A 13,773-nucleotide genomic window follows, 5' to 3' on the forward strand; every position below is an offset into this window, starting at 1 on the left:
GGTAGTCACGGGCGCGGCGGGCGCGCAGCGATGCGGGTCAAGTTCGGCAGCACGAATTCAGGCCGCGAACTGCGCACGGCTCATGCACGGGCGCACGTTCCGGAGCAGTGGGGCATCGGTGAGCGACATCAGGAGCGAGCTCCCCCACGGTCCGCGGCCCTTCGGCATCTCGACGTCGTCGACGCGGGTGATCGTCGGGATCCGCGCGGGGATCTGCTGCGCGCCCGCGACGTGAGGGAGAACGGCATCGGGGGAGTCCGGTACCGCTCGGTGAGGTTCATGCCCTCGAGCGTCTTCTTCGAGAACCACGATGGGATGGAGTCGAACCACAGACTGCCGCCGGGGAAGCGCGTCGACATCGCGGTCATCAGCGGCCACACCTCGTCGGGCGTGAAGTACATGAACAGCCCCTCGGCGATGATCAGCGGCGGCTGGTCGTCGGGGACCGTGTCGAACCACGAGCGGTCGAGCGCCGAGATGGGGCACTCGATGATCTGCTTCTCCCGGGGGAGGAGTTCGCGGCGCACCGCCATGACCGGTTCGAGGTCGACGCTCACCCACCGCACCCGGGGGTCGGCGATGCGCCAGAAGCTCGTCTGCAGGCCTTCGCCGAGGTTGACGACCGCCGCGCCCGGATATCGGTCCAGGTGGTCGCGGGTGGCGCGGTCGACGGCGATGGCGCGCAGCGCGTGCGATTGGCTCGGCTTGCCGAACTTGTCGTAGTCGTAGTCGATGGTCTCGTACAGCTCGACGGCGAGCGGGTCGTGCAGCACGCCGTCGGGACGGGCGGCTTCGACCGCCCGGTTGCGCAGCGTCCACAGCGTCGTCGCCGAGACGCCCTGCAGGGAATTGCCGTCCACCGTCGCGGCCATGCCGTCCTCCCGGGATCCACACTGACTAAGGACAGCCTAACCCGTGGGGGCGGTGCGGGACAGGCCGTAATCTGAGAGGTATGTCCCACCCTCTCGCGGCACTCGTCGAGCTGCCCGGTGTCGCGGCGGCCGCCGACCGGGCGCGCGACGCGCTCGCCGCCGTCCACCGGCATCCGGCGAACCTGCGCGGTTGGCCGTCGACGGCGCTGGAGGCGTCGTGGCGCGGCGGGCGGTCGTCGGCGGCGATCGACGGCGGCAGCGTCGAACTGCGCCGTGACGGCGACTACGACGATCCGCTCCTCGCCGGGGCGATGCGGGTGGCGCAGGCCCTCGACGGTGATTCGCTCGAGCAACTCGTCGGCGTCTACCGCCGTGCGCCGGCGCAGGCGCTGGCCCGACTGCACGTGTTGGCCGCCGCCGACCTCGTCGACGACCCCGAGGAGCTCGGCCGCCCGCGGCCGGGGGCGAGCGCGCGGCTGGACCTGCTGACGCAGGTGATCACGGCGCCGCCGACCGTTCCGGCGCCGGTGGTCGCCGCCGTCGTGCACGGCGAGTTGGCGGCGTTGGCCCCGTTCCCGCATGCGAATGGGATCGTCGCGCGCGGCGCGTCGCGGCTGTCCTGCGTGGCGACGGGGCTGGACCCGCACAACCTCGGCGTCCCCGAGGTGGCCTGGCTCAAGCGCCCGGCCGAGTACCACCGCGCCGCGTCGGCCTTCGGCGAGGGGACGCCCGAGGGCGTCGGCGAGTGGATCCTGCTGTGCTGCTCGGCGCTGGAGGCCGGGGCGGCGGAGGCCGCCGCGATTGCCGACGCGGCCCGCCCGCGGGCGCAGAAATAGTCCGGACATACGTTGCGGGCGGCGACCAATGGTCACCGCCCGCAAAGCACGGGCCCAAGTTACCAAGCGTGCTTGGTGGGTTGTGGGACTCACCTCGGCGAATCGGTTGCCGGGCCCGTACCTCTCGGCTGGGGCCGACATTCGCAGGTGCACAACGCTTCTGCCTCTGGCGGCGTGCTCCGCGTGGGTGCTTGCCGCCCGTGCTGGGAACTTCCGGTCGGGGATTCGATCCTTCTCTTCCGGGTCGGATCTGGCCTTCCGTCGGTTCCGTACCCCTAGTTCTACACCGTGACCCAGATCACATCAAGACTCTGGGCCCTACAGATTTCGCGCAGTGAATGTGTGTCGGTCGACAGTGGGAAATCGGCACGGCGAGGGCTTGACTGGTGGGGTTGGCCTCGGGTCAGGCGGCGGTGAGCCGGCGGCGCAGCAAGCCGTAGTATAAGACGGCGCCGAGGGCCGCGACGCCCACCCCTGCGGCCGCCGAAATCGCCAACGTCCGCGTCGACGGCGCGAATCCGTCCGACAGTCCGACGGGCCGCTCCCAGGCGAGGATCGGCCACCCGCGGGCGGCCGCCTCCTTGCGCAGCGCCCGATCGGGGTTGACCACCGCCGGATGCCCGACTTCCGCCAGCATCGGCAGGTCGGTGACCGAGTCCGAGTAGGCAAAGCACTCGGCGAGGTCGTAGCCCTTCTCGGCGGCGAGGTCGCGGATGGCCTCCGCCTTGGCCTCGCCGTAGCAGTAGAACTCGAGCTCGCCGGAGTACTTCCCGTCGACGACGGACATCTTGCTGGCGCGCACCGCGTCGACGCCGAGCATGTCGCCGATCGGCTGCACCATCTCCATGCCCGACGCGGAGATGAGCACGACGTCGTGGCCGCGGGCCTGGTGATTGGCGATGAGTTCGGTGGCCTCGGCGAAGACGAGCGGCTCGACGATGTCGTGCAGTGTCTCGTCGACGATGCTGTTGATCTGGTCGACCGGCCACCCCCGGACCATGTCGGTGACGTGGGCGCGCAACTTCTCGACCTGATCCTCGTCGGCGCCGGTCAACGTGAAGAGCAGCTGGGCGTACGCGGACTTGATCACCGACCGGCGGTTGATGAGCCCGCCGGAGTAGAACGGCCGGGTGAAGGCGAGCGCGCTGGAGCGGGCGATCACCGTCTTGTCCAGGTCGAAGAACGCGGCGATGCTTCCGGGCGCGCCGGCGGGTCGGACGGCAGGGGTCACGGTGCCCAGCCTACGGCTCGGCCCGCGCGCGGGCGTCCGAGTCGGGCAAGTTCCGACACGCGGCCGCATCGTCGATATTTGTTATTGCAAACGCAGAATCGCTAAGCGTATGCTGGCCTGTATCCGGCGCATAACCGGATCTTTTCAGCCCGACCCCCCGGGGCTGAAAATGTGATGACCCCGGCCTTCTCCCCCCATTGGCCGGGGTCGTCCTCTGTTCGGGGGTTGTCTTGGACTCTGGTCCGGTTCCCCGCGAATCCCCTGCTCAGCGCCCTGTCGCCGCGGATTCGGCGTGCCGCGGGCCATTACCGCACCCCCGTCGTCGCCGTGGCGCCCCGTCGACGACCGGCGGAATTGCGGCAACACTGTTCCTTTCAATTTCGGCAACACTGTTCCTAATCGGTCGGGAATGGTTGGCCGAACCGCCCTCGAAATGGCTGCGCAACCGATAGATTTCCCGCAAATCGGCACCGACAATGGGAGAGTCATGGCAGCCAGGGGTAAGACACGGGGACGGATACTCGGAGCGGTTCTCGCCGCGCTCACCGGAGCGTCGGTGGCGTTCGCCGCGGCGCCGGCCGAGGCGGCGCCGAAGTATCCGGAGAACTACAACTTCTTCGGTGGCATCCCCGACGAGTTGATCAACCACGGCGGCTCGCTGCCCGGCACCAACAAGAAGCACTGCACGCCGTCGGCGGCGCACCCGCGCCCCGTCGTCCTGGTCCACGGCACCGGTGGCGGCCAGCAGACCAACTGGGGCGCCTACGGCGCGATGCTGGCCAATCGCGGCTACTGCGTCTACGCCCTCACCTACGGCGCGCTGCCGCTGCCGTGGCCGTTCACCGCGGTCGGCGGGATGCTCCCGATCGAGGACTCCGCGCGCCAGCTCAAGGTGTTCATCAACGGCGTCCTGCGGCGCACCGGGGCCGAGACCGTCGACCTCATCGGGCACTCGCAGGGCACCTTCATGCCGACCTACTACCTGAAGTACCTGGGCGGGGCGGGGAAGGTCACCAACTACGTCTCGCTCGCACCGCTGTGGCACGGTACCGCCGGTGACCTGATGGTCCCGGTGTCGAAGTTCCTCGGCGGGCTGGGGGCCGGTGATCGCTGGATGCCGATCGGCCAGGCCCTGAGTCAGATGCTTCCGGGTTCGGCGATGGTGGACAAGATCTGGCGCGGCGGCTCGCCGTACGTGAAGGGCATCACTTATACGAATATCACTACCCGCTACGACGAGCTGGTGCTTCCGTACACCAGTGGCATCCAGCCCGCCGGCCGCTCCGGGGCGAAGGTGCGCAACATCGTCGTGCAGGACTCCTGCCCGACCGACTACAGCGACCACATGGCGATCGCGGGCTCCAAGCGCGCCGCTTTCATGGCCCTCAACGCGCTCGATCCCGAGCACCCGGTCAAGGTGCCCTGCATGGTCGTGCCGCCGTTCACCGGATAGGTGGATACTGCAAGTCATGGCTGAGATGCGAATGGACGAGCGGCTGGCGCTGGCCGCTGTGGGACCGCCGATGGAGTACGACGCCAAGCGGATCCGGAAAGCCGTCGACGGCAAGGTCGTGCTCATCACCGGCGCGTCCTACGGGCAGGGGGAGGCGACGGCCAAGTTGCTCGCCAAGCACGGCGCGATCGTCGTGCTGGCGGCGCGCACCCGGCCCAAACTGGACGAGGTCGCGAGCGAGATCATTCTCGCCGGCGGTCGGGCACACACCTACGCCGTCGACATGGGCGACCTGAAGGCGGTCGACAAGTTCGCCGCCGCCGTCGTCAAGGACCTGGGGCGGGTCGACGTCCTCGTCCACAACGCGGGCAAGTCGCTGCGCCGGTCGGCGTTTCGCAGCGCGCTGCGGCCGCAGGACATGGAGTCGATGGTCGGCGTCAACTTCCTCGGCCCGATGCGGCTGACCCTGGCGTTGCTGCCGCACATGCGCAAGCAGGGCGGCGCCCACATCGTCAATATCGCGACCGCCGGTCTCCTGATGCCGAATGCGCCGCGGTGGGGCTTCTACATCGCCACCAAGGACGGATTCGACAAGTGGATCCGCTCGGTGGCGATGGAGTCGCGGAACTACGGCGTCACCGTGACGAGCCTGTACGCCGGGCACATCAAGAGCCGCATGGTGGCGACCGGCTGGGTCGCCCGCATGCCCGGCCACACACCGGAGCAGGCCGCGCGCACCGTGGCCTACGCGATCACGCGCCGGCCGCGGACCATGGCACCCCGCGGGCTGCGCGAACTCGGTGTCGTCAGCACGGTCTTCGAGGGCCCGCTGGAGCTCACGCTGTCGCTCGTCGACCGGCGTTCGGGCGAGACCAAGGCGTCCGACGCCGCCTTCACCGCGGCGATGGGCGTCGCGGGCAAGGCCGACGTGTGAGTCGACGCTCGTCAGGTGTGCGCGGCGACGCGCGGCAGTGGCTCGGTGCTGCGTCGGCGATTGTGAGATCGGGCGTCCTGAAGCCGCCCGGACCGGCGACAGCGGGCCGACTGCTGCGGGCGGTCTACCGGTACGGTTCGACGCCGGCCGCCATCCTGGCCATCTCGGCGGCGCGCTTTCCCGACCGCACGGCCGTGATCGACGAGTACGGCTCCATCACCTACCGGGAGTTGGTCGACGCCGCCTCGGCCGTCGCCGCCGACCTCCGCCGCCATGGCTGCGACCGGGGCCGCGCGGTCGGCATCCTGTGCCGCAACCACCGCGGTTTCGTGGTCGGGCTGGTCGCCGCCGCGCAATCCGGCGCCGACATCGTCTCGGTCAACACCGAAGTACCGCCGGCCCAGCTTGCCGCGCTGTTGGACCGGCACGACCTCGACGTCCTCATCCACGACGACGAGTTCAGCGGGGCCATTGCCGCTGCCGGGTGGCGCGGGCGCCGGCTACGGGCCGATCCGGACGCGACCGGGCCGTCGCTCTGGTCGATCGTGGCCGACCCGCCGCCGCCGGCGCCGCCGTCGCGCAAAGCCGGGAAGGTGGTGCTGCTCACCTCCGGTACGACCGGGCTGGCCAAGGGGGTGCCGCGCAGCATCAGCCCGTGGGGCATCGTCCAGCTCGCCGCGACGGGCGTCGCGCACGTCGACCTGCGGCCGGGGGACGTCGCCTATGTCGGGCCACCGTTCTTTCACGGCTTCGGCCTGCTCGGCGTCCTCGGGATCGCCGCCGTCGGCGGGACGGTCGTGTGTCGTCGCCGGTTCGACGCGACGGCGGCCCTCGACGACATGGTCCGCCACCGCGCGACGGTCCTCATCGCCGTACCGGTCATGCTGCAGCGGCTCGTCGCGGTCCCCGGGCTGGCGGCCACGGCCCGCGACATCCCGCTCCGCGTCGCGCTCACCGGCGCCGCGCCGATCACCACCGCCACGGTGCGCGCCTTCCAACGCGCGTTCGGCGACATCCTCGTCAACGGTTACGGCTCCACCGAGGCGGGCGTCGTATCGATCGCCGCCGCCGACGACCTGGCAGTCGAGCCCGGTGCGGCGGGTCGCCCCGGGTTGGGTGTCTCGATCCGGATCGTCGACGATGCGGGAAAGGTCGTACCCGTCGGGACGACCGGGCGCATCGCTGTGCGCGGACCGCTGGACTACACCGGCTACACGCCGGATCCGGCGGCGAAGCCGGTCGCCAAGGCCATCCTCGACGGCCACGTCGACACCGGCGACCTCGGGCACCTGGACCAGCGCGGCCTGTTGTTCATCGACGGGCGCGGCGACGACATGGTCGTGTCCGGCGGGGAGAACGTCTTCCCGCGCGAGGTCGAGGTTGCACTCACCGAGCACCCGGCCGTCACCGATGCTGTCGTGCTCGGCGTCGACGACGCGGAGTACGGGCAGGTGTTGGCCGCCTACGTCGTCGGGGATGGCGATGCCGAGTTGGGCGGAGACTCCCTCAAGGGGTACCTGCGCGAGCGGCTCGAGCGATACAAGGTGCCGAAGACATTCGTCGTCGTCCCGGCCGTGCCGCGCAATGCGGCGGGCAAAGTGCTCAAGGCGGAGCTGCTGAAAGAGTTCCCCATACCGTAGGTAGCACATACTCTCAGCTGCATGACCGAACCGATCACGACGCCGGTCGACGGCGCCGGGCGACTTCTCGACTATCGGCCGATGACCGCGCGCATCGTCCCGGGCGTGCGGATGAAGGCCGACGCCTGGGAGATCCGCTACACGACGACGTCGGCGACCGGCGAGCTGATCGAGGTGACCGGCACCGTGCTCCGGCCGCGCGGCCGCGCGGTGACCGCGCTGGTGGGTTACGCCGTCGGAAGCCAGGGCCTCGCGCCGCGGGCCGCCGCGCTGTCCGCCCAGCTGCGCCTCGGCCTGGAGTACGAGGCGTCGTTCATCGCCGCCGCCGCGCGCCGCGGTTGGGTGCTGGCGCTGCCGAACTACCCGGGTCTCGGCGACGACGCTGAGCGCGGCCATCCGTACGTGGTCGGGCGCGCGCTCGGCCCGAGCGTCTTGGACTGCATCCGCGCTGCGCGGCAGTTGCCGGAGGCCCGTGCCGATGGGCTGCCGGTCGCCATCACCGGCTTCTCCGAGGGTGGCTGTGCCTCGAGTTGGGCGTTGCAGCTGCAGCCGACGTACGCGCCCGAGCTGCCGCTCGTCGTCGGGGCCACCGGTGGCGTGCCGGCGGACCTCATGGAGCTGTACGAGTTCCACCGGCGCAGTGCCTTCTCCTTCCTGCTGCTGTACACACTGATCGGCTTGGGCAACGCCTACCCCGAGCTCGACATCGATCGATTCTTCACCCGCCGCGGCCGACGGCTGGCGCGCTTCTTCCGCCGCACCCATCTGATCGTCGCCATCGGGGCGGGCTTCTTCCTCACCTCGTGGCGCAACGTCCGCAAGGCGGCCGATCCGTTGCCCTTCGACGATCCGGCGGTCCGCGCGCGGATAAAGGAGAACCGGCTCGGCGACACCGCACCGGGCGTGCCGGTGTTGGTGGCCGCGGCGGCCTGGGATCAGGCGATCCAGTACCGGCAGCTCGAAGACGCTGGCGTCCGATTGGACCGCTGCCGGCGGTGACGTCGACTTCTGGCGGATGCGCGGCGTCGAGCACCTCCTCGGCGGCGCCGCGTACCACGTCCGGGCCAACAAGTATCTGGCCGAGCGGCTCCGCGACGCGCAGCTGCCCCCGGTCGTCGATCCCGAGTTGCGGTAGGCATGATGCGTCACCCGGGCAAGGGTGCCTCCCTCGGCCGAGTGGCCGCCGCGTACGTCGTCGCGTTCGGTGCCGCCACCGTGTGGCTGGTGGTCGGGCCCGATACGCCGTGGCTATGGCTCGACGGTCTGATCGCCGATCTGATCGCGACGCTGATCATTTTCGGCGCCAGCCGGATGCACGCGAACTCGAGCTTCTACGACGCCTACTGGAGCGTGTTGCCGCCCTATCTCGCGGTGTACTGGTGGATCGCCGGCGGGCTCGGCATCGGGGACGTCCGCGCCTGGCTGGTCGTGGCCGTCATCGTCGTGTGGGCGGTGCGGTTGACCGCCAATTGGGTGTCGTCCTTCCCGGGCCTGCACCACGAGGACTGGCGCTACCCGATGATCCGCGAGCAGGCCGGGCGGTACGGGACGGTCGCCGACCTGGTCGCCATCCACCTGATCCCGACGCTCCAAGTCTTCCTCGGGCTGCTGCCCGTGTACGTCGCGCTGGTGCGCCCGACCCGGGGCGTGGGCTGGCTCGACTGGGTGGCGCTCGTCGTCGGCCTGGGTGCGGTGGCCCTCGAACTGGCCGCCGATACGCAGATGCGCCGCTTCCTGCGCAGCCACCAACCGGGCCAGGTCATGGATCAGGGACTGTGGGGCTGGTCGCGCCACCCCAACTATCTCGGTGAGATCGGCTTCTGGTTGTCGCTGGCGCTGTTCGGCATCGCGGCCTCGCCGCGCGACTGGTGGTGGATGTCGGCCGGCACCGTCGTCATGATCGCCATGTTCCTGGGCGCGAGCATCCCGATGATGGAGAAGCGCAGCCTGGAGCGACGTCCGGAGTACGGCGCCGTCATCGACCGGGTCCCCAAGCTCCTGCCCCGGCCGCCGCGCCGGACCGTCGGGTGACCGGGTCGTCGGCGCGCGTCCTCGTCGCCGGTCTCGGCGACAGCGGCCTGCTGACCGCGACCCACCTCGCGGGCCACCGCGGGGTCGAGGTCGTCGGCATCTCGACCAAGCCCGGCCTGGTCAGCGGACAGGAACTCGGCATGCGTCTGGCCCGGCCCGACGACTGGTCCCGCGACTACCGGGTCGGCTTCGACCGGTTTCGCCGCCTCACGGGCATCCGCACCGTGCACGCCGAGCTGACCGGACTCGACCTGGAAGATCGGCGGGTGACCCTGCGCGACGTCGACGGCCGGGTTGGCCAGGAACCCTATGACCTGCTGGTCATCTCGACGGGGGTGACGAACGGGTTCTGGCGGCGGGCCGAGCTGCAGACCGACGCCGACGTCGAAACCGAGCTGGCAGCAGCGCACCGGCGCCTGGCCGAGGCGTCGAACGTGGTGATCGTCGGCGGGGGAGCGGCCGCGGTTAGCAGTGCGTTGCAGATCGCGCTCCGGTGGCCGGCGACCCGCGTGGCCCTGTGCTTCCCGGGTGAGCGCGCCCTGCCGGCCCATCATCGGCGGACGTGGGCACATGTTCGTCGTCGCTTGACCGACGCCGGGGTCGATCTGCGACCGGGCCATCGGGCGCTGCTGCCCGACGGTCGCCCGCCCGAGCAGCTCACCGGCGGGCCGGTGTCATGGAGCACCGGCCAGCCGGACACCGAGGCGGATGCGGTGCTGTGGGCCGTGGGACGCGTGCGCCCCAACACGGCGTGGTTGCCGCCGGAGCTGCTCGACGCCGACGGGTTCGTCCGGGTCGACGCGACGCTGCAGGTGCCCGGGCACCCGGACGTGTTCGCCGTCGGCGACGTCGCGGCCACCGATCCGCTGCGGTCGTCGGCGCGCAACCGCGCCGACAAGCTGCTCGCCGCCAACATCCTCGCCCGGCTGGGCGGCGGCCAGTTGCGCGAGTTCCGTGCGCCGCGACGCCGGTGGGGCTCGGTCTTGGGCGTCGAACCGGACGGCCTGCGGGTGTTCGGGCCATCGGGCCGGGTGTTCCGCTTCCCGCGGCGGACCGTCGACACGGTGCTGCAGCCCTGGATCGTGCGCCGGGGCATCTACGGGGGCATTCGCGGCGAATAGCGATTCGTCCACAGGTCTGCGTCGTCCACAGCCGTCGCGTCGCCGAGCCGATTCGCGGCCGCGCCGACGGACGGCCGGGCGAGGATCGCCCCATGAACGAATTGCTGGCGCTCGTCGACGCCGACCTGGCCGACGACGTCCATCGCTGCGCTGCCGCGGCAGGCTACTCGGTGTTGCCGGCCGATCAGGTCTCCGGCGACTGGCTGCGCGCCGATGCGGTCGTCGTCGATCCGGGCGCGGTGGACCGGCTCGCGTCGATGGTGCCGCGCCGCGGCGTCTTCCTGGTCAGTGCGGCACCGGCCCCGCCCCGGGCGTGGCAGGCGGCGGTCGCCCTCGGTGCGGGCGGCGGATTCGCGTTGCCCGCCGACGAGGAAGGCCTCGTCGCCGCACTCACCGGGCTGCGGACGCCGGCGCGCGCCGATGGCCGGGTGCTGGCCATTCTGGGCGGCCACGGGGGATCGGGGGCGACGACCCTCGCCGCCGCCACCGCGATGACCACCACCGATACGCGCCGCGGCGTGCTGCTGGTCAGCCCCGACCGGGTGGGCGCGGGCGTGGACCTGATCCTCGGCATCGAGGACGTCGACGGCCCGCGCGCCGGGGATCTGAACGCAGCCGGTGGTCGGATCAGCCACGAGGCCCTGCACCAGGCGCTCCCGCGCAGCCGGGGCATGGCGGTGCTGGCCGCGAGCGGCGGGGCGCGACCCGTCCGCGGCGAGGCGGTCATCGCCGCCGTCGACGCCGGACGCTCGGGCGGTGACACGGTCGTCGTCGACGTGCCGCGGACCGATCCGGCGTTGCGGGACGACCTCCTCGTCCGTGCCGACCTGGTCGTCATCGTGGGTCGCGGGACCCTGCCCGCGCTCGCCGCGGCGCGGGCGACGCGGGACAGCCTCCCGGCGGGCCGGGCACCGGTCGAGTTGGTGCTGCGCGGTCCGGCGCCGGGCGGGATCCCGGTCGAGGAGATGGCGTGGGCCGTGGGTCTGCCGCTGCTGGGGTTCTATCGCTCCGATCCGTCCCTGCCCGCCCGGCTGGAGTCGCGGCCGCTGCGGCCGCCCGAGCGCAGCCCGCTCGGGGAGATCGGCCGACGGCTGTGCGACCGCCTCGACGAGGTGGCCGCATGACCGCGGCGGCAGTCGACCCCGAGCTCGTCGACCGCGTCCGCCGACGGCTGGCCGTCGACGCGTCCGCGCAGCCGACCGTCGAATCGCTGGCCGCGGCGATCCGTGCCGAGTCGTCCGGGGTCCTCGGCGACACCGACCTGTTGGCGACGCTGCGCTACCTGCAGACCGAGTTCGTCGGCGCCGGACCGCTCGAGACCCTGTTGGCCGACCCGGCGACCACCGACATCCTCGTCGTCGGGCCCGACGACGTGTGGGTCGACCGCGGGGGCGGACTGCGTCGCGTCGCGGTGTCCTTCGACGACGACGCGGCGGTGCGCCGATTGGCCGCCCGACTCGCCCTGGGGGCGGGGCGCCGGCTCGACGATGCGCAACCGTGGGTCGACGGGCAGTTGCACGACGTCGGACGGCATGGCGCCACCGTCCGCCTGCACGCGGTGATCCCGCCGGTCGCCGCCGACGGCACGTGCCTGTCGCTGCGCGTGTTGCGACCCGCACAGCAGGACTTCGCGTCATTGGTCGCCTGCGGCACCGTGCCCGAACCGGTGGCAGATCTCGTGCGCGCCATCGTCGCCACGCGACTGGCCTTCCTGATCGCCGGCGGTACCGGCGCGGGGAAGACGACCCTCCTCAACAGCCTGCTGGGACTCGTCGACGCGGCCGAGCGGATCATCTGCGTCGAAGACGCGCCCGAACTGCGGCCGCAGCACCCGCACATCGTCCGCCTGGTCGCCCGTGCGGCCAACGCCGAGGGAGCCGGCGAGGTGCCGTTGCGCACGCTCGTCCGGCAAGCGCTGCGGATGCGCCCGGATCGGATCGTGGTCGGGGAGGTGCGCGGCGCGGAGGTCGTCGACCTGCTGGCCGCGCTCAACACCGGTCACGACGGCGGCGCCGGGACGGTCCACGCCAACTCGGTGCGCGAGGTGCCGGCCCGGTTGGAGGCGCTCGCCGCGTTGGGCGGGCTCAGTCGCCCCGCGCTGCACAGTCAGCTCGCCGCAGCCGTCCAGGTGCTGTTCGTCGTGGCCCGGCGCGGCGGGGGTGCGCGACGACTGGTTCAGATCGGCCTGGTGCAACGAGGTGCGTCGGGGCTGGTCGAGATCGAGCCGGTGTGGGCCGAGAGCGGGTTCGGGCCCGGGCGGGAGCGGTTGGCGGAGCTCGTGGCGGACCGGTCATGAGCGCCGTCGCGCTGCTGTGCCTCGCGGCGGTGGCGGTGGTCGGGCCCGCGCCGCCCGGACGATTCCGCTTCCACCGCGTATTCGGCGGCGACAAGGCACTAGAGCCGTCGCGCGACTGGCGGCGGTGGGCCGTGCCCGGCGGCGCGGTCGCCTTCGCGCTGGCCGCTGTGGCCGGGTCGCCCGCCGTGCTGGTGGCCGTGGGGATCGCCGCGGGCACCGGGTGGTGGTTGCTGCGGCGGTCGACCCGGGATCGCCAGCGGGCGGTGCGGGAGGAGGAGACGCTGCGGGCGATTGCGGTGGTCGTGGCCGAACTCTCCGTGGGCGCGCCGACCGCGGCTGCCTGTGCCACGGCCGGGTCCGAGGTGCTCCTCGACGACCCGGAATCGACGGTCGGCCGCGATCTCGCGACGCTCGCCGCACAGGTGCGCCTCGGCGGTGCGGTCGATCCGGCGTCGGCCGGTGCCGCCGGTCCCGTTGCCGACCTGTGGGCGACCGCGGCCCGCTTCGGTCTCCCGCTGGCCGAGCTCCTGGCCGCCCGGCGCGCCGACCTCGTCGCCCGGCAGCGCTTCGCCGCGCACACCCGGGCCGCGCTCGCCGGCCCCCGTGCGACGGCCGGGGTCCTGGCGGTGCTGCCGGTCTTCGGACTGGTCCTCGGACAGGCCATCGGCGCAGATCCGATCCGCGTGCTCCTCGCGCCGGGTCCGGGCGCAATCCTGTTGGTGCTCGGCGTGACGCTCGCCGCCGTGGGCGTCGTGTGGTCCGAGCGCATCGTCGACAAGGTGCTGGCATGAGCGCGGGTCTGGTGCTGATCGCGGCCGCGCTCGTCGCCCTGCCGCCGCCGGCGTGGGTGCTGCGGCGATTGGATCGGGCGTCGGTCGTCGAGCAGGTGTCGCTGCCCGTTGTGGGCGGCCCGTTCGCCGAGGCGGCTGCCTTCGACCTGCTCGCGGTGAGCCTGCGTGCGGGACTGCCCGCGCCCGCGGCGGTGTCGGCGGTCGCCGCATCGATCCCCGAGCCGGTGGCCACGCCGCTGCGCCGGGTCGCCGACCTGTTGGCGCTGGGCACCGATGCCGCCGAGGCCTGGCAGCGGGGCATCGGCGACGACAGCGGTTTGGCCGACCTCGCCGCCCTGGTGCGTCGGACGGCGTCGTCGGGGTCGGCCTTCGCGTCCGGACTCGACGAGCTGGCGGCGCGTCGCCGTGACGAGGCCAAAGACGCCGCGCTGGAGCGGGCCGAGCGCGCGGGGGTGCGGATCAGCGGACCGCTGGGCCTGTGCTTCCTGCCGGCGTTCGTCTGCCTGGGGATCGTGCCGGTCGTGATCGGGCTGGCGTCGACGGTGCTGGGCCAGGTGTGAAGCTTGGC

Annotated in this window: 13 protein-coding genes; 11 read left to right on the forward strand and 2 right to left on the reverse strand. The window is 72.0% G+C overall.

The features are described from left to right. Nucleotides 1-128: 128 nt before the first annotated feature. Complete coding sequence (locus QM728_RS01355; protein ID WP_415030258.1) at nt 129-872, reverse strand: class I SAM-dependent methyltransferase; 744 nt, start codon at nt 870-872, stop codon at nt 129-131. 80 nt (nt 873-952) lie between these two features. Here QM728_RS01355 and QM728_RS01360 point away from each other — a divergent pair, with 80 nt between their 5' ends. Continuing rightward, nucleotides 953-1,708: an oxidoreductase gene (locus QM728_RS01360; protein WP_415030259.1), complete on the forward strand. Its 756-nt coding sequence runs from the start codon at nt 953-955 to the stop codon at nt 1,706-1,708. Nucleotides 1,709-2,111: 403 nt separating this feature from the next. Here the strand turns inward: QM728_RS01360 and QM728_RS01365 are convergent, their stop codons facing one another. Further along, nucleotides 2,112-3,008, reverse strand: a complete 897-nt coding sequence (locus QM728_RS01365; RefSeq protein ID WP_415030260.1) for an HAD family hydrolase — start codon at nt 3,006-3,008, stop codon at nt 2,112-2,114. 418 nt (nt 3,009-3,426) lie between these two features. Here QM728_RS01365 and QM728_RS01370 point away from each other — a divergent pair, with 418 nt between their 5' ends. The 10 genes from QM728_RS01370 to QM728_RS01415 all read left to right on the forward strand — a co-directional run bounded on the left by QM728_RS01370 (nt 3,427) and on the right by QM728_RS01415 (nt 13,765). Beyond that, a complete protein-coding gene (locus tag QM728_RS01370) occupies nt 3,427-4,392 on the forward strand; it encodes an esterase/lipase family protein (protein WP_415030261.1) in 966 nt (321 codons plus the stop codon). Nucleotides 4,393-4,408: 16 nt separating this feature from the next. Then, on the forward strand, nt 4,409-5,326 hold the full coding sequence (locus tag QM728_RS01375; RefSeq protein ID WP_415030262.1) for an SDR family NAD(P)-dependent oxidoreductase: 918 nt from the start codon (nt 4,409-4,411) through the stop codon (nt 5,324-5,326). A gap of 17 nt (nt 5,327-5,343) precedes the next feature. After that, nucleotides 5,344-6,966 carry an AMP-binding protein gene (locus QM728_RS01380; protein ID WP_415030263.1) on the forward strand — a complete coding sequence of 541 codons (1,623 nt, stop codon included), beginning with the start codon at nt 5,344-5,346 and terminating at the stop codon, nt 6,964-6,966. A gap of 21 nt (nt 6,967-6,987) precedes the next feature. Then, nucleotides 6,988-7,965 carry a lipase family protein gene (locus tag QM728_RS01385; RefSeq protein ID WP_415030264.1) on the forward strand — a complete coding sequence of 326 codons (978 nt, stop codon included), beginning with the start codon at nt 6,988-6,990 and terminating at the stop codon, nt 7,963-7,965. 138 nt (nt 7,966-8,103) lie between these two features. Continuing rightward, entirely contained in the window at nt 8,104-8,997 is an 894-nt protein-coding gene (locus QM728_RS01390; protein ID WP_415030265.1) for a DUF1295 domain-containing protein, read from the forward strand. Further along, nucleotides 8,994-10,118: an NAD(P)/FAD-dependent oxidoreductase gene (locus QM728_RS01395; protein WP_415030266.1), complete on the forward strand. Its 1,125-nt coding sequence runs from the start codon at nt 8,994-8,996 to the stop codon at nt 10,116-10,118. Before QM728_RS01390 ends, QM728_RS01395 begins: the two co-directional genes overlap by 4 nt. Before the next feature lie 92 nt (nt 10,119-10,210). Next, a complete protein-coding gene (gene ssd, locus QM728_RS01400; RefSeq protein ID WP_415030267.1) occupies nt 10,211-11,242 on the forward strand; it encodes a septum site-determining protein Ssd in 1,032 nt (343 codons plus the stop codon). Continuing rightward, nucleotides 11,239-12,414: a TadA family conjugal transfer-associated ATPase gene (locus tag QM728_RS01405; RefSeq protein WP_415030268.1), complete on the forward strand. Its 1,176-nt coding sequence runs from the start codon at nt 11,239-11,241 to the stop codon at nt 12,412-12,414. Before ssd ends, QM728_RS01405 begins: the two co-directional genes overlap by 4 nt. Then, the gene (locus QM728_RS01410) at nt 12,411-13,205 is read left to right on the forward strand and encodes a type II secretion system F family protein (RefSeq protein ID WP_415030269.1); all 795 of its coding nucleotides are present in this window, start codon (nt 12,411-12,413) and stop codon (nt 13,203-13,205) included. The genes QM728_RS01405 and QM728_RS01410 overlap by 4 nt, the downstream gene beginning before the upstream one ends. Continuing rightward, nucleotides 13,202-13,765, forward strand: coding sequence for a type II secretion system F family protein (locus tag QM728_RS01415; RefSeq protein ID WP_415030270.1), 564 nt, complete (start codon nt 13,202-13,204; stop codon nt 13,763-13,765). The genes QM728_RS01410 and QM728_RS01415 overlap by 4 nt, the downstream gene beginning before the upstream one ends. Nucleotides 13,766-13,773 lie beyond the last annotated feature (8 nt).

Origin of the sequence: Gordonia sp. (in: high G+C Gram-positive bacteria), from assembly GCF_047602025.1 — a bacterium.
In the GTDB taxonomy this organism is placed as follows: Bacteria; Actinomycetota; Actinomycetes; order Mycobacteriales; family Mycobacteriaceae; genus Gordonia.